25 protein-coding genes and 4 pseudogenes are annotated in these 26,880 nt (G+C 71.3%); 18 read left to right on the forward strand and 11 right to left on the reverse strand.

The window, feature by feature from the left end; all coding sequences use genetic code 11:
- Nucleotides 1–87 precede the first annotated feature (87 nt).
- A complete protein-coding gene (locus tag ACIRJT_RS11840) occupies nt 88–1,545 on the forward strand; it encodes a menaquinone biosynthesis decarboxylase (RefSeq protein WP_403907634.1) in 1,458 nt (485 codons plus the stop codon).
- On the forward strand, nt 1,542–2,462 hold the full coding sequence (gene mqnP, locus ACIRJT_RS11845) for a menaquinone biosynthesis prenyltransferase MqnP (RefSeq protein ID WP_403907636.1): 921 nt from the start codon (nt 1,542–1,544) through the stop codon (nt 2,460–2,462). Before ACIRJT_RS11840 ends, mqnP begins: the two co-directional genes overlap by 4 nt.
- An 18-nt stretch (nt 2,463–2,480) precedes the next feature.
- Here the strand turns inward: mqnP and ACIRJT_RS11850 are convergent, their stop codons facing one another.
- On the reverse strand, nt 2,481–3,107 hold the full coding sequence (locus ACIRJT_RS11850; protein WP_403908231.1) for a rhomboid family intramembrane serine protease: 627 nt from the start codon (nt 3,105–3,107) through the stop codon (nt 2,481–2,483).
- Nucleotides 3,108–3,227: 120 nt separating this feature from the next.
- Here ACIRJT_RS11850 and ACIRJT_RS11855 point away from each other — a divergent pair, with 120 nt between their 5' ends.
- Complete coding sequence (locus ACIRJT_RS11855; protein ID WP_403907638.1) at nt 3,228–3,914, forward strand: UbiX family flavin prenyltransferase; 687 nt, start codon at nt 3,228–3,230, stop codon at nt 3,912–3,914.
- A 7-nt stretch (nt 3,915–3,921) separates the two neighbouring features.
- Here the strand turns inward: ACIRJT_RS11855 and ACIRJT_RS11860 are convergent, their stop codons facing one another.
- The gene (locus tag ACIRJT_RS11860) at nt 3,922–4,068 is read right to left on the reverse strand and encodes a hypothetical protein (protein ID WP_179892168.1); all 147 of its coding nucleotides are present in this window, start codon (nt 4,066–4,068) and stop codon (nt 3,922–3,924) included.
- A gap of 121 nt (nt 4,069–4,189) precedes the next feature.
- Here ACIRJT_RS11860 and ACIRJT_RS11865 point away from each other — a divergent pair, with 121 nt between their 5' ends.
- The 5 genes from ACIRJT_RS11865 to ACIRJT_RS11885 all read left to right on the forward strand — a co-directional run bounded on the left by ACIRJT_RS11865 (nt 4,190) and on the right by ACIRJT_RS11885 (nt 8,806).
- Nucleotides 4,190–4,645: an Lrp/AsnC family transcriptional regulator gene (locus tag ACIRJT_RS11865; protein ID WP_003968405.1), complete on the forward strand. Its 456-nt coding sequence runs from the start codon at nt 4,190–4,192 to the stop codon at nt 4,643–4,645.
- Between the two features lie 94 nt (nt 4,646–4,739).
- Nucleotides 4,740–5,903 (forward strand): aminofutalosine synthase MqnE, encoded by a 1,164-nt coding sequence (gene mqnE, locus ACIRJT_RS11870; protein WP_403908233.1) that lies wholly within the window; start codon nt 4,740–4,742, stop codon nt 5,901–5,903.
- A 141-nt stretch (nt 5,904–6,044) separates the two neighbouring features.
- The gene (locus tag ACIRJT_RS11875) at nt 6,045–6,581 is read left to right on the forward strand and encodes a GNAT family N-acetyltransferase (protein WP_403907640.1); all 537 of its coding nucleotides are present in this window, start codon (nt 6,045–6,047) and stop codon (nt 6,579–6,581) included.
- Nucleotides 6,582–6,693: 112 nt separating this feature from the next.
- Complete coding sequence (locus ACIRJT_RS11880) at nt 6,694–6,987, forward strand: DUF4229 domain-containing protein (protein WP_403907642.1); 294 nt, start codon at nt 6,694–6,696, stop codon at nt 6,985–6,987.
- A 448-nt stretch (nt 6,988–7,435) separates the two neighbouring features.
- On the forward strand, nt 7,436–8,806 hold the full coding sequence (locus ACIRJT_RS11885) for a dicarboxylate/amino acid:cation symporter (protein WP_403907644.1): 1,371 nt from the start codon (nt 7,436–7,438) through the stop codon (nt 8,804–8,806).
- A gap of 100 nt (nt 8,807–8,906) precedes the next feature.
- On the opposite strand, the gene ACIRJT_RS11890 is transcribed toward ACIRJT_RS11885, so the two are convergent.
- A complete protein-coding gene (locus ACIRJT_RS11890) occupies nt 8,907–10,154 on the reverse strand; it encodes an alpha/beta hydrolase family protein (protein ID WP_403907646.1) in 1,248 nt (415 codons plus the stop codon).
- 197 nt (nt 10,155–10,351) lie between these two features.
- On the opposite strand from ACIRJT_RS11890, the gene ACIRJT_RS11895 reads away from it, so the two are divergent.
- On the forward strand, nt 10,352–10,996 hold the full coding sequence (locus ACIRJT_RS11895; RefSeq protein ID WP_403907648.1) for a TetR/AcrR family transcriptional regulator: 645 nt from the start codon (nt 10,352–10,354) through the stop codon (nt 10,994–10,996).
- Here ACIRJT_RS11895 and ACIRJT_RS11900 read toward each other — a convergent pair.
- Both ACIRJT_RS11900 and ACIRJT_RS11905 read right to left on the reverse strand, forming a co-directional pair.
- Nucleotides 10,993–11,883, reverse strand: coding sequence for a MaoC family dehydratase (locus ACIRJT_RS11900; RefSeq protein ID WP_403907650.1), 891 nt, complete (start codon nt 11,881–11,883; stop codon nt 10,993–10,995). The two genes, ACIRJT_RS11895 and ACIRJT_RS11900, sit on opposite strands and share 4 nt — an antisense overlap.
- Before the next feature lie 5 nt (nt 11,884–11,888).
- Nucleotides 11,889–13,211, reverse strand: a complete 1,323-nt coding sequence (locus tag ACIRJT_RS11905) for a 3-oxoacyl-ACP reductase (RefSeq protein WP_403907652.1) — start codon at nt 13,209–13,211, stop codon at nt 11,889–11,891.
- 100 nt (nt 13,212–13,311) lie between these two features.
- Here ACIRJT_RS11905 and ACIRJT_RS11910 point away from each other — a divergent pair, with 100 nt between their 5' ends.
- Complete coding sequence (locus ACIRJT_RS11910) at nt 13,312–14,607, forward strand: acetyl-CoA C-acetyltransferase (protein WP_403907654.1); 1,296 nt, start codon at nt 13,312–13,314, stop codon at nt 14,605–14,607.
- A gap of 83 nt (nt 14,608–14,690) precedes the next feature.
- The gene (locus ACIRJT_RS11915) at nt 14,691–16,613 is read left to right on the forward strand and encodes an AMP-dependent synthetase/ligase (RefSeq protein ID WP_403907656.1); all 1,923 of its coding nucleotides are present in this window, start codon (nt 14,691–14,693) and stop codon (nt 16,611–16,613) included.
- 147 nt (nt 16,614–16,760) lie between these two features.
- Here ACIRJT_RS11915 and ACIRJT_RS11920 read toward each other — a convergent pair.
- Nucleotides 16,761–16,988, reverse strand: a pseudogene (locus tag ACIRJT_RS11920) (hypothetical protein); the annotation flags it as partial.
- A 125-nt stretch (nt 16,989–17,113) separates the two neighbouring features.
- Here ACIRJT_RS11920 and ACIRJT_RS11925 point away from each other — a divergent pair.
- From ACIRJT_RS11925 to ACIRJT_RS11935, 3 genes and pseudogenes are all read left to right on the forward strand, one after another.
- Nucleotides 17,114–17,425: a hypothetical protein gene (locus ACIRJT_RS11925; RefSeq protein WP_403907658.1), complete on the forward strand. Its 312-nt coding sequence runs from the start codon at nt 17,114–17,116 to the stop codon at nt 17,423–17,425.
- Between the two features lie 423 nt (nt 17,426–17,848).
- A pseudogene (locus ACIRJT_RS11930) lies at nt 17,849–18,031 on the forward strand (transcriptional regulator); the annotation flags it as partial.
- Nucleotides 18,032–18,235: 204 nt separating this feature from the next.
- Entirely contained in the window at nt 18,236–18,415 is a 180-nt protein-coding gene (locus ACIRJT_RS11935) for a hypothetical protein (RefSeq protein ID WP_403907660.1), read from the forward strand.
- 71 nt (nt 18,416–18,486) lie between these two features.
- Here the strand turns inward: ACIRJT_RS11935 and ACIRJT_RS11940 are convergent, their stop codons facing one another.
- The gene (locus ACIRJT_RS11940) at nt 18,487–19,851 is read right to left on the reverse strand and encodes an MFS transporter (protein WP_403907662.1); all 1,365 of its coding nucleotides are present in this window, start codon (nt 19,849–19,851) and stop codon (nt 18,487–18,489) included.
- Nucleotides 19,852–20,318: 467 nt separating this feature from the next.
- Here ACIRJT_RS11940 and ACIRJT_RS11945 point away from each other — a divergent pair, with 467 nt between their 5' ends.
- The 3 genes and pseudogenes from ACIRJT_RS11945 to ACIRJT_RS11955 all read left to right on the forward strand — a co-directional run.
- A complete protein-coding gene (locus tag ACIRJT_RS11945) occupies nt 20,319–21,152 on the forward strand; it encodes a M23 family metallopeptidase (RefSeq protein ID WP_403907664.1) in 834 nt (277 codons plus the stop codon).
- Between the two features lie 144 nt (nt 21,153–21,296).
- Entirely contained in the window at nt 21,297–22,205 is a 909-nt protein-coding gene (locus ACIRJT_RS11950; protein WP_403907666.1) for an MOSC domain-containing protein, read from the forward strand.
- Nucleotides 22,206–22,302: 97 nt separating this feature from the next.
- A pseudogene (locus tag ACIRJT_RS11955) lies at nt 22,303–22,671 on the forward strand (Scr1 family TA system antitoxin-like transcriptional regulator); the annotation flags it as partial.
- 421 nt (nt 22,672–23,092) lie between these two features.
- On the opposite strand, the gene ACIRJT_RS11960 reads toward ACIRJT_RS11955, so the two are convergent.
- From ACIRJT_RS11960 to ACIRJT_RS11970, 3 genes are all read right to left on the reverse strand, one after another.
- On the reverse strand, nt 23,093–24,277 hold the full coding sequence (locus ACIRJT_RS11960; protein ID WP_403907668.1) for an MFS transporter: 1,185 nt from the start codon (nt 24,275–24,277) through the stop codon (nt 23,093–23,095).
- Nucleotides 24,274–24,615: an ArsR/SmtB family transcription factor gene (locus ACIRJT_RS11965; RefSeq protein ID WP_402022538.1), complete on the reverse strand. Its 342-nt coding sequence runs from the start codon at nt 24,613–24,615 to the stop codon at nt 24,274–24,276. The genes ACIRJT_RS11960 and ACIRJT_RS11965 overlap by 4 nt, the downstream gene beginning before the upstream one ends.
- Nucleotides 24,616–24,854: 239 nt before the next feature.
- Nucleotides 24,855–25,280, reverse strand: a complete 426-nt coding sequence (locus tag ACIRJT_RS11970; RefSeq protein ID WP_403907670.1) for a Scr1 family TA system antitoxin-like transcriptional regulator — start codon at nt 25,278–25,280, stop codon at nt 24,855–24,857.
- Between the two features lie 244 nt (nt 25,281–25,524).
- Between ACIRJT_RS11970 and ACIRJT_RS11975 the strand changes: the two genes are divergently transcribed.
- Nucleotides 25,525–26,016: a DUF6924 domain-containing protein gene (locus tag ACIRJT_RS11975; protein ID WP_403907671.1), complete on the forward strand. Its 492-nt coding sequence runs from the start codon at nt 25,525–25,527 to the stop codon at nt 26,014–26,016.
- Here the strand turns inward: ACIRJT_RS11975 and ACIRJT_RS11980 are convergent.
- A pseudogene (locus tag ACIRJT_RS11980) lies at nt 26,013–26,848 on the reverse strand (aldo/keto reductase). The gene ACIRJT_RS11975 and the pseudogene ACIRJT_RS11980 overlap by 4 nt on opposite strands.
- Between the last annotated feature and the right edge of the window lie 32 nt (nt 26,849–26,880).

Raw genomic sequence — 26,880 nt, forward strand, 5'->3', positions numbered from 1 at the left:
GTGCGCGGACGGTCGGCGGACTTTCGGCGCGCGGCGCGGGGGGAGCCCCTCCGGGGCCGCGGGGGCGGGGATGACAAACTGGACCGCATGGCTTACGACGATCTTCGCTCCCTGCTCCGGGCTCTCGAGCGCGATGGTGATCTCAAGCGCGTCAAGGTCGAGGTCGACCCCCACCTGGAGGTCGGCGAGATCGTCGACCGGGTCAACAAGGCGGGCGGGCCCGCCCTGCTGTTCGAAAACGTCAAGGGGGCCTCGATGCCCCTGGCCATGAACGTCTTCGGTACCGACCGGCGCCTCCTGAAGGCCCTCGGGCTGAAGTCGTACAGCGACATCAGCGACAAGATCGGCGGACTCCTCAAGCCGGAGCTGCCGCAGGGCTTCGTCGGGGTGCGGGAGGCCTTCGGGAAGCTCGGCTCGATGGTGCACGTGCCGCCGAAGAAGGTGAGGTCCGGCGACGCGCCCGTGCAGGAAACGGTGCTGACCGGCGACGACGTCGACCTGGACCAGCTCCCCGCGCTGTTCACCTGGCCCGAGGACGGCGGCTCGTTCTTCAATCTGGGGCTCACCCACACCAAGCACCCCGAGAACGGCGTCCGGAATCTGGGCCTCTACCGGCTCCAGCGCCACGACAAGCGCACCATCGGGATGCACTGGCAGATCCACAAGGACAGCGCCAACCACTACCAGGTCGCGGCGAGGCGCGGTGAGCGGCTGCCCGTCGCCATCGCCTTCGGCTGCCCGCCCGCCGTGACGTACGCCTCCACCGCGCCGCTGCCCGGGGACATCGACGAGTACCTCTTCGCCGGGTTCGTCCAGGGCAAGCGGATCGAGATGGTCGACTGCAAGACCGTGCCGCTCCAGGTCCCCGCGCAGGCGGAGGTCGTCATCGAGGGCTGGCTGGAGCCGGGCGAGATGCTCCCCGAGGGCCCGTTCGGGGACCACACCGGCTTCTACACCCCACAGGAACCGTTCCCCGCGCTGACCATCGACTGCGTCACCATGCGCAAGCGGCCGCTGCTCCAGTCCATCGTGGTGGGCCGTCCGCCGACCGAGGACGGGCCGCTGGGCCGGGCCACGGAACGTTTCTTCCTGCCGTTGCTGAAGATCATCGTGCCGGACATCGTGGACTACCACCTCCCCGAGGCGGGCGGCTTCCACAACTGCGCGATCGTCTCGATCGACAAGAAGTACCCGAAGCACGCCCAGAAGGTGATGAGCGCGATCTGGGGCGCGCACATGATGTCGCTGACCAAGCTGATCGTGGTGGTCGACTCCGACTGCGACGTCCACGATCTGCACGAGGTCGCCTGGCGGGCGCTCGGCAACACCGACTACGCCCGCGACCTCACGGTCACCGAAGGGCCGGTCGACCACCTGGACCACGCCTCGTACCAGCAGTTCTGGGGTGGCAAGGCGGGCATCGACGCCACGAGGAAGCTGCCCACGGAGGGCTACACCCGCGACGGCGGGTGGCCGGAGATGGTCGTCTCCGACCCGGAGACGGCGGCGAAGGTCGACCGTCGCTGGAAGGAATACGGGCTGTGAGCAGTACGGCGGAAGCGGCGTCCGTTCCCGGTCCCGCGCCCTCGGACAGCAAGGTGAAGGCCTTCCTGCGGCTCGTGATGATCGAGCACTCGATCTTCGCGCTGCCCTTCGCGTACATCGCCGCGCTGACCGCGATGTTCCAGCTGGACGGCAGCATCCACTGGGGCACGCTGCTGCTCGTCACGCTGGCGATGGTGGGGCTGCGGACGTTCGCGATGGCCGCCAACCGGATCATCGACCGGGAGATCGACGCCCGGAACCCGCGGACCGCGGGCCGTGAGCTGGTGACCGGCGCGGTGTCGGTGAAGTCCGCGTGGACCGGTGCGCTCGTCGCGCTGGCCGTCTTCCTGGGCGCGGCCGCCCTGCTCAACCCGCTGTGCCTGGTGCTCGCGCCGCTGGCCGTCGTGCCGATGGTGGTCTATCCGTACGGCAAGCGGTTCACGAACTTCCCGCACGCCATCCTGGGCCTCGCGCAGGCCATCGGGCCGGTCGGCGCCTGGCTCGCGGTGACCGGCAGCTGGTCGTGGGACGCCGTGATCCTCGGGCTCGCCGTGGGGATCTGGATCGGCGGCTTCGACCTGATCTTCGCCTGCCAGGACGTGGCCGCGGACCGGGCCGACGGGGTGCTGTCCTTCCCGGCGCGCTTCGGGATTCCGGCCGCGCTGTGGGGTGCGCGGGTGTGCCACGTGGTCACGACCGGGCTGCTGGTGTGGTTCGGTCTCGCCACCCACGCCGAGGTCTTCTACTGGATCGGCATGGCGATCGTGGCGGTGGCGTTCGTCTACGAGCACCGGGTGGTGCGGCCGCACGACCTGTCCCGGCTGAACCGGGCGTTCTTCTCGGTGAACGGCTTCATCGGCATCGCGCTGTTCGCCTGCGCGCTGCTCGACCTGCTGGTGCGCGGCCTCACGCCGTAGGTCCTGTCGCCAGGCCCCTCAGACCGTGACCAGGTTGTCCGGTGCGCGGCGCGGGCGGCGGAAGAGGAAGGCCGCGGCCACCCCGCCGGCCAGCCCGAACAGGTGGCCCTGCCAGCTGACGCCCGAGTCGGTCGGCAGGACGCCCCACAGCAGCGAGCCGTAGACCACGGCGACGCCGACGCCTATGAGGACGTCCCAGGGGCGGCGGTCCACGAAGCCGCGGACCAGTAGATAGCCGAGCAGCCCGAAGACCACGCCGGACGCGCCGAGCGTGATCGTGTTCGCCGGGGCGGTCAGCCAGACGCCGAGGCCGCTGACCAGGATGATCGTCACGACGACGGCGGCGAACCGGCGCAGCCCCGCGAGGGCGGCGATGAAGCCGAGGACCAGCAGCGGGACGCTGTTGGAGGCCAGGTGCTCCCAACCGCTGTGCAGGAACGCGGCGGGCACCACGTCGCGCAGCTCCGCCGCCTCGCGCGGGCTGATGCCGTAGGTGTCCAGGGCGTTGCCCGTGGCCGTGTCGATCCCTTCGAGGACCCAGAGCAGGGCCACCCAGCCCGCCATCAGGAGTCCGGCGGTCAGGGCCCGTGCGCTGCCGGTGGCGCCGTTGCCCGTGGTGCGGTCGGTGGTCCAGTAATCGCCCATGGTCTGCCCCTGCCCCCGGTTGCCCGTCACCCGGTGAACGTCTGCGGCGCCCGCCCGGTTCCGGGTGCCGGGCGCGAGGGGGTGCCGGATAGGCTCGCAGGTGTGGAATCCAGGACTTCAGTGACTCATCAGCAGCGGCGGCCTTGGATTGTCGGGGTGTCCGGTGCTTCGGGTACCCCGTTCGCGGCGGCGGTCCTGCGCGGGCTGCTGGCGGCGGGCGAGAGTGTGGACCTGGTGGTGAGCCGGGCCTCGCGGCTGACGCTGCTGGACGAGACCGGCATCGCGTTCCGGGACGGGCACTGGCGCGAGGACCTGCGGACCTGGCTGGAGCGGGGGGCCGACGGGAAGCCGGACGCGTTCGTGGTCGGGGACGCGGAGCTGGAGCGCGTACGCCACTGGTCCGCCGGTGATCTGGCGGCCGGGCCGTCCTCCGGGTCGTACCCGGCGAAGGGGATGCTCATCGTGCCGGCCTCGACGGCCTGTGTGGCCGGAGTGGCGCTCGGTCTGTCGAAGGATCTGCTCCAGCGGGCCGCGAGCGTGACGCTCAAGGAGCGCCGCCCGCTCGTCGTCGCGGTGCGCGAGACTCCGCTGAGCGGCCAGACGTTGAAGCAGATGGTGGCCCTGGACGAGGCGGGCGCGATCGTGCTGCCCGCCTCTCCGGCGTTCTACGCGGGTGCGACGCACATCCAGGATCTCGTGGACTTCGTCGCGGGCCGGGTGCTGGACGCGGGAGGCGTGCCGCACCGGCTGTACCGCCGTTGGGAAGGAGAGCTCGGTGGCGGTTCCCGAGACCCTCAGGACCGGTAGGCCCTGGTCAGCGCTGCTTGTGCGCGCGCGGGGTGCGGGTCTTGTCGACGCGGTGCGCGGCGGCGGGCTGGTGGGCACGCGAGCGGTTGGCCAGGTCCTGCAGCTCGCGCATCCGGGCGTAGGCCATCTCGATCGTGTACACGGTGAAGTTCACTCCTGAAGATTCGAAAGCGTTTCTTGGATGTTCTAGAAGATTTGCAGGGCTTCAGCCCTGCATGCCTTAGATTCTACACGTAAACTCGCGGTACTGCTGAACAATGGAAGGTTTCAGTCATATGGACGCGGTGGACAGGCAGCTCATCCAGGCCCTCAGGGAGAACGGCAGGGCCTCGTACGCCGAGCTGGGACGGCTCGTGGGGCTCTCCGGCCCCAGCGTCACCGACCGCATCAACCGGCTGGAAACCGCCGGGGTCATCACCGGCTACCGCGCCACCGTCGACTCCGCGTCGCTGGGGCTCGGCGTGACCGCGCTGATCGGGATCTCGCTCTCGGACGCGGCCGACCACGAGGACGTGGCGCGCCGGCTGAAGGACCTCGCGGAGATCGAGGACGCCTGGTTCATCGCGGGCGACGACTCGTACATGCTGAAGGTCCGGGTCGGGGACGTGGACGGGCTGGAGAAGACGATCCGCCGCCTCAGCGGTACGAAGGGCGTCTCCCGGACGCGTACGACGATCGTGCTGTCCACCAAGTGGGAGAACCGGGTCGGGGAACTGCCCGAAGAGGCGTAGGCGCGGAGCGCCGTAGAGGGGGCGCCTCCTGCCCGAAAGGTGGGGGAGTACGGTTGGCCGGAGTCTGATACACGGAGATATGGGAGGCGCCCTAGTGGACGCGGGACTCAAGCGCGAGCTGGAGGAGAAGGTCCGGGCCGGCGAGCGGCTGACCCGCGAGGACGGGGTCGCCCTGTACGCGTCCGACGACCTGGCGTGGCTGGGCGGTCTTGCGCACGAGGTGCGCACGCGCAAGAACGGCGACGTGGTGCACTTCAACGTGAACCGCCACCTCAACATGACCAACGTGTGCACCGCCTCGTGCGCGTACTGCTCGTTCCAGCGCAAGCCGGGCGAGAAGGACGCGTACACGATGCGCATCGAGGAGGCCGTCCGCCTCGCCAAGGCGATGGAGGGCGAGAGCCTCACCGAGCTGCACATCGTCAACGGACTCCACCCGACGCTGCCGTGGCGCTACTACCCGCGCTCGCTCAGCGCGCTCAAGGAAGCCCTCCCGGACGTCGCGCTGAAGGCGTTCACGGCGACGGAGATCCACCACTTCGAGACGATCTCCGGCCTCTCGGCCTCCGAGATCCTCGACGAGCTGATCGAGGCCGGCCTCGAATCGCTGACCGGCGGCGGCGCGGAGATCTTCGACTGGGAGGTCCGCCAGCACATCGTCGACCACCGCACCCACTGGGAGGACTGGTCGCGCATCCACCGCCTCGCGCACGAGAAGGGGCTCAAGACCCCCGCGACGATGCTGTACGGGCACATCGAGGAGCCCCGTCACCGCGTCGACCACGTGCTGAGGCTGCGGGAGATGCAGGACGAGACCGGCGGCTTCCAGGTCTTCATCCCGCTGCGCTACCAGCACGACTTCGTGGACATGAAGGACGGCAAGGTCCGCAACAAGCTCCAGGCCCGCACCACGATGGCGACCGGCGCCGAGGCGCTGAAGACCTTCGCGGTCTCCCGGCTGCTCTTCGACAACGTGCCGCACGTCAAGGTGTTCTGGGTGATGCACGGTGTGCAGACCGCTCAGCTCGCGCTCCAGCATGGCGCGGACGACATGGACGGCTCGGTCGTCGAGTACAAGATCACGCACGACGCCGACGACTTCGGCACGCCGAACAAGCTCGGCCGCGAGGACCTGCTGGACCTGATCCGCGACGCCGGTTTCCGGCCGGTCGAGCGGAACACCCGGTACGAGATCCTGCGCGAGTACCCGGGTCCGGAGGCGGGCCGGCGCGAGTCGCCGCAGCCGATGCGCGTCTGACGCCCACCCCGCCCGACCCCGCTCCGGGCGAAAGCCCAGACCCCGCTCCGGGCGAAAGCCCCGGCCGCCGTCCCCGGCCGGGGCTTTCTCGTGTTTCGGACAAGGTTGAGCCCTGCTGCCGGTAATGGTTAGTCTGCCTCTATGGCACTTACCTTCGACGTGGATCCCTCGTTCACCCCCGCCCTGCGCGACGGCATCACCGCCCTCTGGGCCGATGTCACCAACGCGGGCGGAGCCGTCGGCTTCGTGCCGCCCGTCACGGCCGAGGAGATCCGGCCCGACCTGCTCAAGCACCTCGTGGCCATCGAGCAGGGCCGCGCCCGACTCCTCGTCGGCCGCGACGAGGAGGGCGCCGTCGCCGCCACCGCCTTCCTCACCCTCAACGACCACCGGCTGATGAAGCACTGGCTGTGGCTCTACACCGTCATGGTCCACCCCCGCCACCAGGGCAAGGGGTACGGCCGCGACCTGATGGCCGCCGCCGCCGACGCGGCCCGCTCCGTCGAGGGCATCGAGGCGATCCGCCTCACCTGCCGGGGCGGCACCGGCGCCGACCGCTTCTACGCCGCCTGCGGCTACAAGGAGGTCGGCCGGGTGCCGGACGCGATCCGGGTCGCCCCCGGCGACGACCGGGACGACATCGTCATGCTGCTGCCGCTGGGCCCGGAGCTCTCGTGAGCCGAGGGCTCACGGCGGGCCCGGCAACCCCCTGAACCGAGAGAATTCGGGCCATGCTTCACTGGACGGGCAGAAGTGTGTCGAGAGTCCAAGGGAAGAGAGAGGGCCAGCCGTGTCCGCTGCCAAGCCGAGCGCGTTGATCCGTTACACGGCGTTGCGCCTGCTGATCTTCGTCGGCTGCTTCCTCGCCGCCGGTGTCGCCGTCCACTTCGGGCTGGTGCCCGCAGGGCTCGGGGGCTCCAACGTCGTCTGGGTGATCCTCCTCGGCCTCCTCCTCTCCGCCCCGCTCAGCTACGTGCTGCTGCGCAGGCAGCGCGACGAGATGTCCGAGCAGATCGTCTCCAGCGTCGACCGCACCAAGGCGCGCCTCGACGCCAACCGCACCCGCGAGGACGCGGTCCAGTAGCGCCTGTAGGTGCCACGTAAGCTTCCTCACACACACGCGCGCCGCGCGCACCCTTCTCCGCCGGACCCCGGGCGGGAGCCAACAGGCTCCAGCACCGGGGTCCGCGGCGTTCTCCGCTGTTCTCCAGCATCTTTTCGGCCTTTCTGCCCTGCGGAGCCATGCCCGGCAGCCAAAGAAAGGCTTTGAGGTTCCCAAAGTTCAAGTGTTAACGTATTCGACATGAAGACAGCTGTGCGCCTCCGTCATGCCGTGAGCATCCCGCTCGTGGCGCGCCTGCATGTCGATCTCTGCCGCTGTATGTCCGCGGTCTGTTGCCGCGAGGTCTGATACGGCATCATGCAGCGGCGCCGCCCCTCGACGCGGGCGCCGCGACCCCGTCCCCGTTCCACCGCACGACCGCACGGACTGCCTCCGTGCGTCCCGCTGCGTCCCCAGTTGGAGTGTGTCCGTGTCCGCGAACCCCGCGTCCGCCGCCCCCGAGGCCGAGGAGCCCACCGGCTCCGGGTCTCGCCCCCGTATATCCAGGTTCCCGTTCTGGGCCCAGATCGTCATCGGCCTGGTGCTCGGCGTGCTGCTCGGCTGGCTGGCCCGCAGCCAGGACATCGGCTGGCTCGTCACCACCCTCGACGAGATCGGCTCGCTCTTCGTCCAGCTGCTGAAGCTGGCCGTCGCCCCGCTGGTCTTCTTCGCGATCCTCGTGTCGATCACCAACCTGCGCCAGGTCAACAACGCCGCCCGGCTCGCGACCCGCACCCTGCTCTGGTTCATGATCACCTCGCTGATCGCGGTCGCCATCGGCCTCGCGATCGGTCTGATCACCAACCCGGGCTCCGGCACCGGCCTCACGCCGAAGGACGGTGAGCTCTCCGAGACCAAGGGCAGCTGGATCGACTTCCTGACCGGCATCGTCCCGGACAACGTGATCACGCCGTTCACCGAACTGAACGTGCTCCAGATCGTGTTCATGGCCGCCGTCGCCGGTATCGCCGCCCTCAAGCTCGGCGAGAAGGCCAAGCCGATCCTCACCCTCAGCCAGTCGATCCTGGAGCTGCTCCAGAAGGCCCTGTGGTGGGTCATCCGCCTCGCCCCGATCGGCACCGTCGGTCTCATCGGCTACGCGATCGCCGACTACGGCTGGGACCTCATCGGCAAGTACGCGACGTTCACCGCCGACGTCTACATCGGCTGCGCCCTGGTGATGTTCGGCGTCTACCCGCTGCTCCTGGCCACCGTCGCCAAGGTCAGCCCGCTCCAGTTCTTCAAGGGCGCCTGGCCCGCGATCCAGCTCGCCTTCGTCTCCCGCTCCTCGGTCGGCACCATGCCGGTCACCCAGCGGGTCACCGAGCGCCTCGGCGTTCCGAAGGAGTACGCCTCCTTCGCCGTCCCGTTCGGCGCGACCACGAAGATGGACGGCTGCGCCGCGATCTACCCGGCGCTGGCGGCGATCTTCATCGCGCAGATCTTCGACGTGCAGCTGGGCATCGGCGACTACGTCCTGATCGCCTTCGTCTCGGTGATCGGCTCGGCGGCCACCGCCGGTCTCACCGGCGCCACGGTCATGCTGACCCTCACCCTGTCCACGCTGGGCCTCCCGCTGGAGGGCGTCGGCCTGCTCATGGCGATCGACCCGATCCTGGACATGATGCGCACCGCCACCAACGTCGCCGGCCAGGCGCTGGTCCCGGTGATCGTCTCGGCCCGGGAGAAGATCCTCGACCACGACGCGTACAACTCCGCCTCGTCCTCCCCGATCGACTCCTTCGGCCAGGACGACGTCCGCGACGCCGAGCAGAAGCTGACCCTGCCGGCCCCCGCGTGACCTCGCGGGCGACGCCCGCCCCGCAGCACGACCGCGCCCCCGGCCCACGTTTCCGTACGTGGGCCGGGGGCACGGTCGTGTCCTGGGGCCCCGCGCCCGGTCAGGGGCGCTGGAAGAGGACCTCGGGGTTGGCCGGGGTCGGGCCGTCCAGCAGCCGGGCCGGCCGGCCGCGCAGGCTCCGGTCGAAGAAGGCCGTCACATAGCTCCTGGTGATCGTGGTCGAGCGGGCGGCGGAGAGCGGCGCGTCCGGGTCCTCGATGCCGAGCTGCTCACCGATCTCCGGGGTGTCGGTGAAGGTGAAGTGCCCGGAGTCCCGCACCGTCAGCCACCGCTTGAAGCCGTCCAGCCGGTCCCAGGCGTCGTCCCAGGACGTGTCGCCGCCGCCGGGGCCGTGCCCGGGGTCGGTGCCCAGCATCAGGAACGGCCGCCCGTCCAGTCCCCGCACGGGGGCCGGGTCGAAGAACATGCCGTCCATGTTGACCCCCGCGTCCACCCGGCGGTCGGCGGCCATCGTGGAGGCGGCCGCGTTGCCCCCGATGGAGTGGCCCGCCATCCCCACCCGGCGCGCGTCGATCGTCCCGGCGTGCCGCCACGCCGGGGCCGGGCCGGTCAGCCGGTCCAGCAGGAACGAGAAGTCGTCGGCCCGCCCGGCGGAGACGTCGGCCAGGACCTTCCGCCGCGCGGCCTCGTCGGGCTGTGCGGCCACCTTGTCGCAGGCCGCACAGGTGAGGACCCGCCCGTCGGGCAGTTCCGTGCCGGCCGACTCGTACGGATGGTCCACCGTCGCCACGACGTAACCCCGGCTCGCCAGTTCCTCCGCGAGCCCGGTCAGCGTGGCCCTGGGCGTGCCGAAGCCGGGGGAGAGCAGGACCAGTGGGAAGCGTCCCGGGGCCGGGCGGGCCGCCGTACGGGCATGGGCGCCGATACCGCTGACCAGCTCGGGCGGCACGACGTCCCCGAGACCGCGTTGCGCGAGCATCAGCCGCGCCTCTTCCCGCGTCATGTACGGGGCCGGGTCGCCGCCGGTGCCGGGGCGGGCCGGGTAGTTCAGCGACACCGGCAGCCGGCGCGGCCCGGCGGCCGGTACCCACGGGTCGGTGCGGGCGTGGTCGGTCAGGAACAGGGTGTCGCGGCCGGTGTGGTACCGGCCGGTGGGGTGGGGGAGCGTCGGCGGGGACGGCTCGGCCAGGTCGCCGGGGGCGGCGGAGGCGGGGGTTAAGGAGGTGGACTGCGCCGGGCCGGACGCCGAGGCGGGCGCGGCCATGGCCAGCGCGGCCAGAGCGGTCAGCGCGAGCGCCGCGGCGGTCGCGGCGACCCCGGCCGGTCTGTTGCGGAGGGAGATCGTCATGTCCGCAACGCTAGGCAGGCGACCTTGCGGGCACATCGGACGCCGGGTGGACCCGCTGTCGGACCAGGGGATGACCCCTCTCCTCCGCCGGTCGCACCGGGCCGACCGCGCCGAGGGTGATCGTTCTCCGCCACGCCGGGCCGCGCGCCGCCGTACCCTGGGGCGGGAGCAGGGCAGTGGGGGCGGGGAGGATCGACATGGGTGCAGTGAAGAGCAAACGGATGCCGCGCGCCGTGCGCGAGCGGCAGATGATGGACGCCGCGGTGCGGACGTTCGGGCAGCGCGGCTACGGGGCCGCGTCGATGGACGAGATCGCGGAGCTGGCGGGTGTGTCCAAGCCGTTGGTCTACCTCTACCTGAATTCCAAGGAGGAGCTGTTCTCCGCCTGCATCCGCCGCGAGGCGAACGCCCTGCTGGAAGCGGTGCGGGCCGGGGTGGAGCCGGGGTTGCCCGCCGACGGCCAACTGTGGGCGGGGCTGCGGGCGTTCTTCCTCCACACCGCCGAGAACCCGGACGGCTGGTCGGTCCTGCACCGCCAGGCGCGTTCGCACGGGGAGCCGTTCGTCAGCGAGCTCGGCGCCATGCGGGACGAGATCGTCGCGTTCGTGACGGGTCTGATCGGGGCCGCCGCCCGCGAAGCGCACAGCGACCCCGCACTCGCGGACCGGGATGTGGCGGGGCTCGCGCAGGCGTTGGTGGGGGCCGCGGAGTCGCTGGCCGGCTGGGCCAACGACACCCCGGACGTCTCGGCGAAGGAGGCCGCGGCGACCCTCATGAACTTCGCCTGGGCGGGCCTGGAGAACCTGATGCACGCCCGGCCCTGGCAGCCCCCGGCTTCCTAGGAAGCCTCCCGGGACACCAACCCAACGAGGTGCACGTGCCCGCTCCCGCTCCGTAGGGCGAAGACGCTCCCGGCGGCGTCGGCCGCGTACGTCACGGTGGCGGGCAGCAGGACGGGGGCCTTGAACTCGGCCCGTACGAAACGGATTCCGGCCGGGTCGCCGGCCTCGGCCAGGCAGCGGGCCACCGTCCACATGCCGTGCGCGATGGCCCGGGGGAAGCCGAACAGCCGGGCGGTCAGCGGATGCAGATGGATCGGGTTGCGGTCCCCGGAGACGGCTCCGTACCGCCGTCCCAGATCCTCGGGCAGCCGCCACTCGGCGCGGTCGGGCAGGCCGCCGGCGGCCGGGGCGGCGGCGGTGACCGGGCCGGCCCCCGGCGCGGCTGTCGCCCGGTCCGGTGTGGCGCGGTCCGGTGCGGCCCCCTCCCGCTTCGCCTGCCGGTGGCGGGACAGATAGCCGCTGCGGGACTCCCACACCAGCTCCCCGGCCACCCGCGCCTCGGTCGCCATCGTGACCTCGGTGCCGCGCCGATGTGGAGTCAACTTCTGTGCGTACACCGTCAGTTCGAGTGGTTCGGTCGGCCGCACGGTCCGGTGGGGGGTGATCTCGATCCAGGTGTGGACGAGCCCGAGCACCGGCAGCGGGAAGGCGCGTCCGGTCATCAGCCGCATGGTGAGCGGGAAGGCCGGCACATGCGGATACGTGAGCGGCAGCGGCCCGGTTTCCGGGAACCCGCAGATCCTCCCGTACGCGGCGAGGGGGCCGGGCGCCACGGGCGCGGCCGGGCGGGTGAGGCGGCCGGGGGGCAGGGTGGCGTCCGGGCGTCCGGCGCGCTTGAACGGCGAGCTGAGGGCCCCGAGCGCGAGCGAGGCGCTGAGTGAGGTCATCGGACTCACGCCCCCAGCAGGCTCTGGCCGCAGACGCGCAGCACCTGGCCGTTGACGGCGCCGGAGGCGGGCTGGGCGAACCAGGCGACGGCCTCGGCGACGTCGGCCGGAAGCCCGCCCTGGGAGAGGGAGTTCATCCGGCGGCCCGCCTCGCGGATGAGGAAGGGCACGGCGGCGGTCATCCTCGTCTCGATGAAGCCGGGGGCCACCGCGTTGACGGTGACGCCGTGCTTGGCGGCGGCGCGCGGGCCGAGCGAGCGGACGAGGCCGATGACGCCCGCCTTGCTGGCCGCGTAGTTGGTCTGGCCGTCGTTGCCCGCGATGCCCGCGATGGAGGCGGTGGCGACGATCCGGCCGCCCCGGTTCAGGGCGCCCGCGGCCAGCAGTTCGTCGGTGGTGCGGAGCACGCTGCCGAGGTTGACCTCGATGACCTGGGCCCAGCGTTCGGCGGGCATGTTGGCGAGGCGGCGGTCGCGGGTGATGCCCGCGTTGTGGACGAGGACGTCGAGCCCGTCCGGAGCGGCGGCGGCGATGCGGGCCGCGGCGTCGGGAGCGGTGATGTCCAGCGGCAGCGCGGTGGCCCCGAGCCGGTCGGCGGTGCGCACCAGGTCGTCCCGGGCCCCGGGGACGTCCAGCACGATCACGTGCGCCCCGTCGCGGGCGAGCACCGAGGCGACGGACGCGCCGATGCCCCGGGCCGCGCCGGTGACGAGGGCGGTGCGGCCTGCGAGCGGGGCGGCCCGGTCGGGCACGGGGCCGGGTGCGGCGGCGGTCAGCTCGATCACCTGGCCGCTGACGTACGCGGAGCGGGGAGAGAGGAGGAAGTGGAGGGTGGACTCGGCGGCTTCCGGCGTCCCGTCGGCCGGCAGCCGCACGAGCTGGACCGTGGAGCCCCGCCCGACCTCCTTGCCCAGCGACCGGACGAAACCCTCCAACGCCTGCTGGGCGGCGGCCTGATGGTGGTCCTCTACGGCTGGCGGCGTGCCGAGGACGACGATCCGGCCACCGGGAGCCAGCGACCGTACGACGGGATGCAGGGCCGCGTGCACCTCGGCGAGTCCCCGGGTGGAGGTGACCCCCGTGGCGTCCAGGACGATCCCGGCGGGCCGCTCCGCCCGCTCCTCGACGGTGAGCCCGGTCGTGGCCAGCACCTTCGCCAGCCCGTCCCGGATCGCCGAGGTCCCGGCGGTCAGGTGCAGCAGCGGCCCGTCCAGGCGGGGGGTCTCAAGGGTCCAGCGGCGCAGCGGGGCGGGCTGCGGCAGGCCGAGCCGCCGGGTGAGGAAGCGGCCGGGTGCTGTGCCGGTGAGGTGCAGATAGCGATCGGCCATTGTCCTGACTCCCTGCTCGGTCGTAGATTTACTCTTGAGTAAGGTTACTTAAGAGTCAGGAGCTGGTCGAGATGAACAATCCCGGACCGACCGAGACGAGATGGTCACGGTGACGACACCGCGCCCGTCGATCCCCCTCGCCCTGCCCCAGCCGCGCCGCGTCGCGGTCATCGGCGGCAGCCGCACCCCCTTCGCCCGCTCCGACGGCCCGTACGCCACCGCCTCCAACCAGGACCTGCTGACGGCCGCGCTCGACGGCCTCGTGGAGCGCCACGGCCTGGCCGGGGACCGGGTCGGGGCGTTCGTGGCGGGCGCGGTCCTCAAGCACAGCCGCGACTTCAACCTGGCGAGGGAGACGGTCCTCGGCTCCGCGCTCGACCCGCGCACCCCGGCGTACGACATCCAGCAGGCCTGCGGCACGGGCCTCCAGGCCGTGATCGCCGCCGCGAACACGATCGCGCTCGGGTCCGCCGACTCCGCGATCGCCGGCGGCTCCGACACCACCAGCGACGCCCCGCTCGGCGTCAACGACGAACTGCGCCGCATCCTGCTCGCCGCCCGCCGGGCGAGGACGACGCCCGCCCGCCTCAAGGCCCTGTCCGCCGTCCGCCCCCGTCACCTCGTTCCGGACATCCCGCGCAACGCCGAACCCCGCACCGGGCTGTCGATGGGCGAGCACGCCGCCGTCACCGCCCGCCGCTGGGCGGTGAGCCGCCAGGACCAGGACCTGCTGGCAGCCACCAGCCACCAGCGGCTGGCGGCAGCGTACGAACGGGGCTTCCTGGACGACCTGGTGGTCCCGTACCGGGGCCTGGACCGCGACCAGAACCTCCGCCCGGGGTCGACGGTCGAGAAACTGGCGCGGTTGAAACCGGTGTTCGGGACGTCCGGCCCCAACCCCACCATGACAGCCGGGAATTCGACCCCGCTGACGGACGGGGCGGCGACGGTCCTGCTGGCGACGGAGGAGTGGGCGCGGGAGCGGGGCCTGGAGCCGCTCGCCTACCTCTCCCTGTACGAGACGGCGGCCGTGGACTACGTGAACGGCGACGACGGCCTCCTCATGGCCCCGGCCTACGCGGTGCCGCGCCTGCTGGAGCGGGCCGGGCTGGGCATCGAGGACTTCGACCTGTACGAGATCCACGAGGCGTTCGCCTCCCAGGTGCTGGCCACCCTCGCGTCCTGGGAGGGGCAGGGCCTGGCGCCGGTGGACCGGACCCGCCTCAACGTGGCCGGGTCCTCCCTGGCCACCGGCCACCCCTTCGCCGCGACGGGCGCCCGGATCGTCGCCACCCTGGCCAAACTCCTCGCGGAACGGGACGCGCCGGGCCGGGGCCTGATCTCCCTCTGCGCGGCGGGCGGCCAGGGGGTGACGGCCATCCTCGAACGCCCCTGACCCGCCAGCCTCTCCCCGAGACCCCAGCCGGACGGACGACCCGGCGAACCGACCCGCCCGACCCCCGAACCGAGGAGCCGCACGTGTCAACGCCACCTTCCGCCGCCGCGACCGCCCCCGAAGCCACGCCCGTTCTGGTCGAGCCGACGAAGAAGCGAGGCCCCGACGGGAGCGTCCGGGAGGTCTCCGTACCGAAGTTCGCACCGACCGTGACGCGCGGCTCGCTCGCCGAGATCCCGTTCGACAACGCCCGTCAGGCCCCGTCCGACCCGGTGCTCAGCCGCAAGGACGCCGGGGGCGAGTGGCGGGACGTGAGCGCCGCAGAGTTCGCCGCCGAGGTGCTGGCGGTGGCCAAGGGCCTGATGGCGGAGGGCCTGCGGGCGGGTGACCGGGTCGCGATCATGGCCCGGACGACGTACGAGTGGACGCTGCTGGACTTCGCGTCCTGGGCGGCGGGCCTGGTGACGGTCCCCATCTACCCGACCTCCTCCGCCTTCCAGGCCCGCTGGATCCTCCAGAACTCGGGCGCGGTGGCCTGCGCGGTGGAGACGAAGGAACAGGGCCGCCTGATCAGCCAGGAGCGCAGGCAACTCGGCGACCTGGCACACCTGTGGCAGTTCGACACGGGGGCGATCGGCCGACTGAAGTCCCTCGGCAAGGACATCCCGGACGCGGCGGTGACGGCCCGCCGGGTCTCCCTGGAACCGGACACCCCCGCCACCCTGATCTACACCTCGGGCACCACGGGCCGCCCGAAGGGCTGCGTCCTGACCCACGGCAACTTCTTCGCCGAGGTCGACAACGCGATCGAACTCCTCCATCCGGTCTTCAAGTCGGTCTCGCAGGACCCGGCCTCCACCCTCCTCTTCCTCCCTCTCTCGCACGTCTTCGGCCGCATGGTGGCGATCGGCTGCATGCGGGCGCGGGTGCGCCTGGGCCACGCCCCGTCCATCCGGACCGAGGACCTCCTGGCCGACCTGGCGGGCTTCCGTCCGACCTTCCTGCTCGCCATCCCGTACGTCCTGGAGAAGGTCTACAACACGGGCCGGGCGACGGCCGAGAAGATGGGCCGGGCCTCCTCGTTCGACCGGGCGGCCCGCATAGCCCAGCGCTACGGCAAGGCGGTCGAGGCCGCCGAACACGGCACCGGACCCGGCCCCGGCCTCGGGCTGCGCGCCGCCCGCGCCCTGTACGACCCGCTGGTCTACCGTCGTATCCGGGCGGCGCTCGGCGGCCGGGTCCGGTACGTCATCTGCGGCGGCTCCCCGCTCGGCCGCCGGCTCGCCGCGTTCTACGAGGGCGCGGGCATCGGCATCTTCGAGGGCTACGGACTCACGGAGACCACGGCCGCCCACACGGTGACCCCGCCCCTCAAACCCCGCCTGGGCACGGTCGGTTGGCCACTGCCCGGGACATCGGTGCGCATCGCGGAGGACGGCGAGGTGCTGCTGCGGGGCGGCCAGGTCTTCCGGGGCTACTGGGACGGCGAACGGGCGGAGGTGACCCCGGCGCTCCTGCCGGACGACTGGTTCCCCACGGGCGACCTGGGCGCACTGGACGAGGACGGCTATCTGACGATCACGGGCCGCAAGAAGGACATCATCATCACGTCGGGCGGCAAGAACGTCACCCCGGCCCCGCTGGAGGACTGGCTGCGCGCCCACCCCCTGGTCAGCCAGTGCATGGTCGTCGGCGACAACCGCTCGTTCGTCACCGCCCTGATCACCCTGGAGCCGGACGGCCTCCAGCACTGGCGCCGGATGACGAAGAAGCAGGACATCCCGATGCGGGACCTGGTCGATGACGAGGACCTGCGCACCTCGCTCCAGAAGGCGGTCGACGAGGCGAACCGCCTGGTCTCCCGCGCGGAGTCGATCCGTAAGTTCACGGTCCTGCCGGTGGACTTCACGGAGGAGAAGGGCCACCTGACGCCGTCGCTGAAGCTGAAGCGGGACGCGATCGCGCGGGACTTCGCGGGGGAGATCGAGGCGTTGTACCGGAAGTGAGGGCGTGTGGCCCGTGCCGCCGGGCCGGGCGCCGGCGGGGCCGTGCCCAGCCCCGGCGGAGCCGTGCCCGGCCTGGACGGGGTGGTCGGGCCGGGCACGGGGGTGATCGGGCCGGGAGCGGCGGTGATCGGGCCGGGAACGGGGTGGTCAGGCCGCCCGGAGGACGTCACAGGAGCAGTGGCGGAATTCCAGTCCGAGCTCCCGGTCCACGGCCGCGCTCGAACGCGTGGCGGCTTCGGAGACCTTCTCCCAGGAGCCGTACTTCAGATAGAGCTGGTCCGCCGTCGGGCCGAGCGGGTTCCCGTACTTCTTCTGGTTATCGAGGGCCAGGTAGCACCCTCTGCGAACTGTACTTTCGGCAGGGTAACGCAACTGCGCCCCGCCGCCGCGTGAGTTGAGGCTGCGGGGCGCTCTTGTGTTCAGCCCGATGATGGGCTGAATCTTGCCATGGCGTGTTACCGGTTCACAGAACCGCATATTCCGCACTTATGATCCTCGGTATGACCACGCAGAACCCCAACCCCGCCTGTCTGTGCCGTAGTTACTCGTTCGAGGTGCCGGTGCACGAGGACATCAGCGGCGACAAGGTGTGGCAACTCAAGGCCACCGGTTGCGCCGCGACGACCCAGAACAGGTTCGCGCCGGGGCACGACGCGAAGCTCAGATCGCTGATCATTCAAGCCGGGGTCGGCGGACACCAGGTCCGTCGAACCGAACGCGACACGGTGGTGGCCAAGGACGCGCTGCGGGTGGCCGCCGACCTGGGCTGGGAGGGCGTCGTGCGGGACGCCATCGCCCGGGGGAGCAGCTAACCCTCGTCGTCCTCGGACACCGGCTCAATGCGATCCAGGGGCACATCCCACTCCTGGCCACCGCCCTGGGGTCGCATGAACGCCTGACGCCTGTGCAGCTTGCCGTTCGACTTGTACGCTCCTCAACCACACCCACCAGCAGGCCCGTGCGTTCCGAGATCGTGTCCACCACGAGCGTCTCGCGCGGCCATGGCAGCTTCCCGTGGTTGAGGGTCGTTGCTGGCTTCTGCTGGGTCACTCTCGCCCCCCCCTCGCTGAAGTGCTTCGGCGAGGCGGGCGGCCACATCGGCGCGCACCCGCCCCAGTTCAACGAGCCGTGGCGCGGGGGATGCGGGGTCCACCCGCAGGGACGGGAGCACGATCCCGACCTCGGCCAGCGCTGCCCGAAGGGATTCCGTCGCCACGAAGGGGTCGATGTCCCCGTTCTGGGTCCTTGATGACCGCCTGGTGGTCGCGGAGGACTGGCACGCCGAAATGTGGTTGGACGACGCCGACAACATCGCCCTGTACTCGAAGGTCTGGCGCACCCTCCGCGAGTCGGCCGTGTACGGGGCCGACGACCACAACGTCATCAACTCGGCCCGCCGGGCGCTGAACCCGCGTTGAGGGCAGGGCTTCCGTGGGGCCTCCCCGGTCAAGGAACTGTCGTCATGACGATCACAGCACCCAGTTTCCCCGTGCAGCAAGTGGGAGCAGAACAACCCACCGACAGCATGGACCGAGGTGCCCGCTTCGCTGAGTTGCGCTTCGGCGTCTTCCCGATGCCGACCGACGAGAAGATGCCCATCAGCAAGGGGCTGGGACGACGTGATGGCCGCCCTGCACCAGGACGGCCCCGGCTACCGCCCGGTGCCGGAGATCGGTCTCGTGCCGCCGTTCCGGGTGGAGGGCCGGGTGGACCCGCGCGTACTGACCGGTGCCGACATCCAGGAAGAAGAGGTGGCCCCGGAAACAGGTGTGCCGTCGCCCGGGGCCAGGTCACTGAACTGAGCTGCGTACTCCTCGCCCCGACGGGTTGCGCCGCCCCGAGCCCCGGGGCGGCGCAACCCGTCGGGCACGGCTCACCCGGCCTGTTCCCGCAGGTCGGTCCCGGCCGCCGGAGTGGGTAGGTGCGCGGGCATCCGCCAGGCCATGACCGCACCCGTCACGAGCCCCACACCCGCGAGGAGCGTGGCCACCACGAACGGATCGAAGGAGTGCAGGGTGGGCGCGAAGCCGACCCCGACACAGACCGCCACCCCGGCCGCGCCGCCCAGTTGGTCGGCGGCGCGCTGAACACCCGAGGCGATGCCGGCGTCGTCCTCGGTGACGCCGGTGACCGCGACGTACTGGAGTCCGACGATGCCGAATCCCATGCCGGCCGCGATCAGCAGCATGGCCGGGACCAGCGCGGCCCCGCCCGCGGACGAGGCGGAGACGGCCGCGATCGCGGCCATCGCCGCCGCGGTGAACCCCATGCCGGCGAGCACGCACGCGCGGGCCCCCCAACGGCCCAGCAGACGGGGCACCAGCAGGGAGAACACGATCAGCGAGACCGCGAGGGGCAGCATCGTCAGCCCCGCACCCAGCGGGCCCACGCCCAGCCGGTCCTGAAGATAGAACGTGAACAGCAGGAACGACGTCGACAGGGCCCCGCTCAGCAGCATCGTGGCCAGGTTGGCCGCGACCCGGGTGCGGTGGGCGAAGAAGCGCAGCGGCACCAGCGGATTGCGCGAGCGCGCCTCGACCCGTACGAACCCGATCCCGGCCGCCACCGTCCCGGCCAGCGCCGCCGGGACCACCCACGGGGACGTTCCGGGCTCACCGGCCTCGACCACGCCGAACGTGAACAGCAGCGGGCAGGCGGTCAGCAGCAGTGCGCCGGGGAGGTCCAGTGCCCGCCGGTCCCCGCCCACGGGCCGGTCGCCGTCGACCAGGAAGACGGCCGCCAGCAGGACGACCAGGATGAACGGGACCGAGATCAGGAAGATCCACCGCCACCCCAGGTGAGCGGTGATGACGCCGGACAGCACGAACCCGAGCACGAGGCCGCAGCTGGCCACCGCCGCCCATACGCCGAGGGCCCGCGACCGGCGCGGCCCCTCGGGAAACATCAGGATGATGGTGGCCATCGCGGCAGGCAGCGCGACGGCCTCCCCGGCGCCCTGCAACAGGCGCATGACCACCAGCAGGCCGAACGTGGGGGCCAGGCCCGCAAACAGCGAGGCGAAGCCGAACAGGCCGGTGCCCAGCACCAGCACACGCCGCCGCCCGAGCAGGTCGCCCAGTCGGCCGCCGAGCATCAGCATCCCGCCGCCGGTGACCGTGTAGCCGACCACGACCCAGGTGAGGGAGTGCCCGTCGACCCCGAAGTCGGCGCCGATCGAGGGCAGGGCGATGTTGACCACGGTCACGTCGACCGCGATGAAGAACTGCAGCATGGACATCGCGCACAGCACCAGCCATGCGCGTACGGGGGACGGGCTGTGCCCGCGTGAGGTTCGGCGGAAAGAGAGGATGCCTGAGAACATCAGGTGCTCCGTAGCTCAGAAGCGGCTCCGAGCAGCACGAGCAGGCCGCTCGGATCTGATCACGAAGCGGCTGGACGCCCTGAAGGTGTGTGAGAAGAACGCCCCGCCGCTAGCGGAGGGTCCTGGTCACCGCGGCGCAAGCGGCCGCGCACGAAGCTGCAGACATGTGATCGACGGTACCAGGGTGGCCGGGGCGGGCCAGGGTGGGCGGGCTCCTGGGAGTCCGCGGGACCCCGGAGGTGCCCCGCGAGGTCTGTCCCTCCGCCGGAAGTTGCGGCACGCTGGTGCCCGTTCAACTCGCGTAGACAGAAGCTCACTTCGCGCCTCGCGCTCCGCGCCTCGCACCCCACTGCCCGGTTGTCGACCCGGAGGTTTCCCCGCCCATGCGCTCGACCCGTACCAGTCTTCTGGCCCTGCTGGCGCTCCTCGGAGGCCTGCTCACCGTCACCGCCACCGCGAGCCCCGCCGCGGCCGCCCCCAACTTCAAGGCGCCCTACGGCTGCGGCCAGCAATGGACGTACAGCCATCACTCCGCCGAGGTCAGACAGGCTCTCGACTTCGTCCGCACGGACGGCGGGGCCACCGCGGGCTCTCCGGTCCTCGCCTCGGCCGCCGGAACCGCCTACCGCTACTCCCAGCCGAGCGGCGCGGGCAACTACATCGCGGTCGAGCACGGCGGCGGCTGGAAGACGTACTACTTCCACCTCGCCGCCTTCTCCGTCGCCAACGGGGCCCAGGTCGCCCAGGGGCAGCAGATCGGCACCACCGGCTCGACCGGGAACAGCTCCGGCGCCCACATCCACTACGAGCAGCTGTACAACGGCGTCGGCCAGAACATCGTGATCAACGGCCAGTCGCTCGCCCCGTATCCCGGCTCGTACTACAACAAGTACCTGACCAGCGACAACGGTTGCGGTGGCAGCGGCGGCGGCAAGTACTGGGTCGACACCTTCGCCAACGCCACCGGCTACGCCGCCGCCAACACGGCCGACGCCCAGGGAGTCCTGAACGCCGGTACGAACTATGTCTACTGCAAGGTGTGGGGCGCGCGGGTCGGCACGGCCACCCAGTTCAACCACTGGTGGCTGCGCACCGACCTGGACACGGTGTACGCGGGCAAGAACGGCCGCAACGCGTACGTCTCCGCCTACTACCTCTCGCGCTGGGGCAACGACGAGGCCCGCGACAACAACGGGGCGGTGATCCCGGACTGCTGAGCCGGGGGCGGGCCGGGCAGCGTGGCCCGCCGCGGTTTGGCGTAAAAGCCGTCGAGCAAGATCCGCCGGCCTGGCACCCTGGCTGTACGGGCCCGACGGCGGTAGTTCCGGGGGCAGGGGACCTCACGAAGGAGCGGGCCGCAAATGGCGACCGTCGTCGATCTGTTCACCTATCCCGTCAAGGGGTGCGCGGGAACGTCCGTGGGCAGTACGTCCCTCACGCCGGCGGGTCTCGCACACGACCGCAGCTTCATGGTCGTCGGCGTCGACGGGGTCTACCGCACCCAACGCCGTGACCCCCGCCTCGCCCTCGTCCGGCCCACCGTCAGCGCCGACGGCAGCAGGCTCACGCTCGCATCGGCGGAGCGGGAGAGCGACGGGGGCGGGGACGGGGGCGGGGACGGCGTTCGCGGCGGTGACGACGGGCTGCACCTCGACATCACCACCACCGCCCCCCGGCGCGACATCGACCTGTTCGGCGCGACGTTCCAGGGCATCGACCAGGGCGAGGAGGCCGCGGCCTGGCTCTCGGACTTCCTGGGCGTCCCGAGCCGGCTGGTCCGCGTGCCGCCGGAGCACGACCGGAAGACCGATGGTCTGACCCCCGGCGCCTCCGCCTACGCGGACAGCAGCGCCGTCCACCTGCTCTCCCGCGCCTCGCTCGCCCACCTGCACGCGCGGATGGCCGAGCGCGGCGCCCCGCCTCTGGCCATGGACCGCTTCCGCCCGAACATCGTCATCGACAGCCATCCCGAGGGGCGCCGGGACGGGGACTGGGCGGCGGAACCCCATGCCGAGGACCGGATCCGCCGCGCGACCATCGGCGCGGCCGAGCTGGGCTACACCAAGCTCGCCGTGCGCTGCGCGGTCACCCTGGTCGACCAGGAGGCCGGGGCCCGGGGCGGCCCGGAGCCGCTGAGGACGCTCGCGGGCTACCGGCGCTTCTCGGCGGGCGGGGTGGTGTTCGGCGCGAAGTTCTCCGTGGTGCGGCCGGGGAAGCTGTCGGTGGGCGACGAGGTGGCCGTCGAGGAGTGGGGCGAGGCGGAAGCCTGACGCCCTGCCTGGATCGGCACCGGTGAACTGCTCTACCCGGGCCCGGAGTTCAGGACCGGAGCGCGCTGATCAGGCGTCGCGCGGTCCGGGCGTCGATCGACTGAACGCCGGCCTCAAGGTCCAGGACGCGGCAGAGGCCCCGGAGTGCGGGCAGCCGAAGATCAGCCAGATCGAGAACGGCAAGCGAGGCATCCGCCCGCTCGACCTGACGACCCTCCTCAACCTCTACGGAGTGGAGGATGGGCGGCAGCGAGCCAGCCTGAAGCGGCCGGCGAAGGAGATCCACAAGGTTGACCGATGCAGCGGGCAAGGGCCCTTCCTCCACGACGTGCTGAAGGACTACCTGATGCTGGAGGCGGACTCGCAGGCGGTCCGCACGTTCGAACCGATGGTCGTTCCGGGGTTGCTCCGGACCGAGGCGTACAGGCGCCACCTCTACGAGGTCGCATCACCGGCCGACCAGGTGGGTGCTCCCGAGGCTTTCGTGCCAGCAGGGTAGTGCGGCCCGGCCGGTTGATCGTGTCGCCTCGATCAGACCAGGCGGTGTTCTCGCGGCGCCGGGTGCCCCTCGAAGCAGAATCATGCCAAGGACTCGCGGTCCGGGTCGAAGAGATGCAGCAGCCGGTGGCCGTGGCGTCTTCTTGCGGTCAGATCGCCCCACGGATTCAGCGCGGCCACGGCCGTCACGCGCTTGTCCGCCTTGTGCGCCGCGACGGGCTGGCGGATGCTCGCTCCGTAACCTTCGCCCAGGAAGGCGATGCGGCTCGGTTGAAGTACTGCTGTGCGTGGTCGATCGCTGGGGAGGCGTCGGACTGGCTCTGTCCGCTTCTATCGGCAGCGTTCATGGGCACGGAACAGCCGTTCAGCGGAGCTGTTCACAACCTTGGTCATGTTGCGCTCTCGCACGCGGCTGTCTGTGGAGGTTCCGACGCCTGCCGTGCCGGAGTGCGACTCGCGATCCAGCCGGTGAGCGCCACGGCAAGAACAGCAGGAGCGAGTGCCCAGGCCGCGAGGTCGGCCGGGCCGGTGCCCGCGGTGAGCAACGCGCCGCCGAGGGCGGCCCCGACGGCGGAGCCCAGGTACATCGCGGCCATCTGGAACGCGATGATGGGCATAGCTCGCGCGGGCCGTCGCGCGGTGAGGGTCTGCTGCAGCGTCGGGACGCTCGCCCAGCCGGCCGCGCCCCAGACCGCAGCCGAGATCAGCCACACGATCGGCGAAGAGAAAAGCCACGCCGCAGCGAAGCTCAGCGCCAGCAGGGCGGGCAGCGCGACCAGCAGCGTCTTGGGGCCGTAGCGGTCGAGCGGCTTGCCGATCAGCGCGGAGCCGGTGACGCCGCCGATGCCCCAGGCCCAGACCAGGGCAAAGCCCAGGCTCCCGAGGCCTCGGTCCTCGGCCATGGGCAGCAGGTAGGTGTAAAGGCCCAGGCTCGCGACGCCCAGGAGGAAGGCGGCCACGATGCCGACGCTGGTCCGGCTCGATCTCAGCACCGTGAACGCGGACCCGCCCGCCGCTGCGTCGAGACGTGGGAGCGTCTTCGCGCGGAAGGCCAGCGCCGCCATGCTGACCACGCCGATGAGCACGACCAGGGCCATGGTCCAGCGCCACCCGGCACTTCGGCCGATGATCATTCCGACCGGCACGCCCGCGACCGTGCCGGTGGAGAGCCCGAAGGTCACCAGGGACATGGCGCGGCCCCGTTCGTGGTCGGCGACCATCGCAGCGGCGGTGGCGGTCGCGACGGCCGTGAGGATGCCCGCGCCCACGCCGGCCACCACGCGCGAGGCGAGGAAGACCTCGATGCCCGGCGCGACCGTGGTGACTAGGTTGCCGAGGTTGAACAGCCCGAGCGCGATGAGCAGCGCCCGTGCGGTGCTGCCGCGGGTAAGCCTTCCCGACAGCAGCGGTCCGGCGACCGCGTAGGCGGCGGTAAACGTCGTGACACCCAGGCCGATCATCGACACCGTGCTCGTCAGCGAGCCGGCGATCCGGGGAAGGACGCCCGCGAGCACGTACGCGTCGATCCCCAGCGAGACGGCGGCGACGGTCAGGGGCCACACCTTGCGGATCACGCGTCGGCCTCCCCGCAGTCGTCGTCGGCGTTCCCGTAGCCGGTGAGCACCGTGCCGAGCAGGCCCGGAAAGCGTGCTTCGAGGTCATCCTCGCGCAGCCGGATCATGCACTTGCGGCCCTCGGCGCGCACGAAGACCACGCCGGACTCGCGCAACAGGCTCGTGTGGTGGGTCAGCGTCGAGCGCGGCAGGTCGGGGCCGAGGTCGATGCTGTCGGTCTCGCCCTGCTCGGCCAGCATCCGCACCATGTTCAGCCGCAGCGGCTCGCTGAGGGCGAAGAGCACGCGCGGGATCGCGATCTCGCCAGTGTCTGGGTGATGGTAGATCCGCGGGGACATGGGCCACCCTCAATTGTTCGAAAATAGTCGCACGATGATTGTGCGGGAATCCTCGCACGATTGAGTTGAGGTGAGCAAGCCGAGGCGGGCAGATCGAGATCGAGCTGCTAGAGGTCGCTTGCGCATGTCAACGCGGACTGTCCTGACCTGGTTTCATGCCGAGACGACCGGGTGGGCGCCCGCTGCCGGAAGTGGCGGGTGCCTACCCGATACCGCTACAGAGATGGCACGGCCCTGTCTCAGCGATGGTCGGGGTGGTCGAGCGCGTTGAGCGCGGCCGTGATCAATCTGCGGGCATCCGCACCGTGCACGGCGCCAGCAGCCAGTTCGGAGAAGGCCGCAGCGTAGGAAGCCACCTCGCTCGGAGCCGTAACGGTCAGGTAGCCCGAAACCAGTTCGACGTTGACCTGTGCGGCGTCGTAGATACAGAAGCCTTCCACCGGCCGGCGCTCCCGGTCCGGAGTGGACGGGACGATGCCGATGCTCACGTTGGGCAGTGAACCAGCGGCGATCAGTGCCGCCAATTGGTCGGACATGACCGGCGTTCCGCCCACACCCGCCCGCAGCACGGATTCCTCCACCAGGAAGGCGAAGCGGCGGTTGCCCTGGTGCAGTACGCGCCGACGATCCCTACGTGCGTCCACGGCCTCGGCGACGTCATCCACGAGACCGCGCCTTCGTTGGACGGCTTCGAGGACCGCCGTGTTGTAGGAATGGGCTTCTGCGTTTCGCTCGGGAGTTTCGTCATGAGCCAGCTCTGCCATGAGGTCACCACATTCCGTGAACGGGAGATGGCACGCCTCACCGCGCTCTCCACCACTCCCGGCTCGGTGCTGTAGGAACGCATGGTGCTGTCAGTGGTGCGTGAGAAAGTCCCGTTGGTCGACCGAACGGGCCAGGGAGCAGACGGTGAAGGAGCTGCCGGAGATGGGCAGGGCCGATGAGTGGGCGCCTCTCGTCATCCGGACCGACTGGACCGATGACTCCGCGTGGCGGGAGGTCGTCGCCGAGCTGGGCCGTGTCGCCGATGTCAGGGAGTGGGAGTCACCGGCGCACCTGATCGACGACCGGCGGTGGGACGGGGTCACGGGCGACGAGGCTCTTGTCGCGGCGGCGCGGGACGAGGAGCTGAGTGTGGTGTTCCTCGCCGACGGTGTCACCATGCGCTCGCCCCTGCGTCCGCTGCTCGCGCTCGACCTCGGCGCGGACGACGATCAGGACCTCGACCCGGTCTACTACCAGGAGCTCATCGACGCCTCGCCGGCCCGCGATGTGCGGGTCGTGCCGGGCGCCGTCCACATGGTCCACGGGAATCTTCAGCTCGCGAACCTGGACTTCCGGGAGTTCGCCGAAGCTGCCGCCGCCGACCCGGAGGGGGTCGTCCGGGACGAGACGCCCTAGTCCGCCAAGCACTGCCGGAGGCCGGCGGCTACCTCGGTTCCAGCATTCTGCGGGGCTGTCCGGTGGTGCGCGCGACGGTCGCGAAGGCGCGGTCGTGGTGGTTGGGCACCCTCCCCGATTCCGTCCAGCCGCGCCCGCAGCTCCGGCGTGAGCGCGATGTCCGCCGCCGCCGCGTCACCGGGGAGTGGTCCAGCAGCCAGGCCAGGCAGACCTGGGTGGCCGTGACACCCAGTTCGGCTGCCACGGCCGCCACCTCCGCGCGGTCGCCCGCCCTGCCCCAGGCCACCGTCCGCCACGGCAGGAAGGCGATGCCCGCCGCCTCGCACGCCGCGAGGACCGGCTCGTGTTCGCGGTCGGTGAGGTCGTAGCGGTTCTGCACGCTCGCGATGTCGACGATCTCCCTCGCCCCGGCCAGCTCGGCGGCCGACACCTCGGAGAGGCCGATCCGGCCCACCTTGCCCGTCTCGCGCAGGTCCCGCAGGGCGCCGAGCTGGTCGGCGAGCGGGGTCTCCGGGTCGATGCGGTGGAGCTGGAGCAGTTCGATCCGGTCGACGCGGAGCCGGCGCAGGGCGTGGTCCACCTCCGCGCGCAGGGACTCCGGGCGGCCGTCCAGGGCCCAGTCGCCCGTCTCGGCGGAGCGGACGACGCCGACCTTCGTCGTGATCAGGAGGTCGTCCGGGTAGGGGTGGAGCGCCTCCGCCAGCAGCTCCTCGTCGGCCCCGTACCCGTACATGTGGGCCGTGTCGATCAGCGTGATTCCCAGCTCGACGGCCCGGCGGGCCACGGCGATGGCCGCCTTGCGGTCCTCGGGCCGTTCGGTGGGCAGGTGCATCGCACCGAACCCCAGCCGGCCCACGGTCAGGT

Source organism: Streptomyces sp. NPDC102283 (assembly GCF_044766265.1).
In the GTDB taxonomy this organism is placed as follows: domain Bacteria; phylum Actinomycetota; class Actinomycetes; order Streptomycetales; family Streptomycetaceae; genus Streptomyces.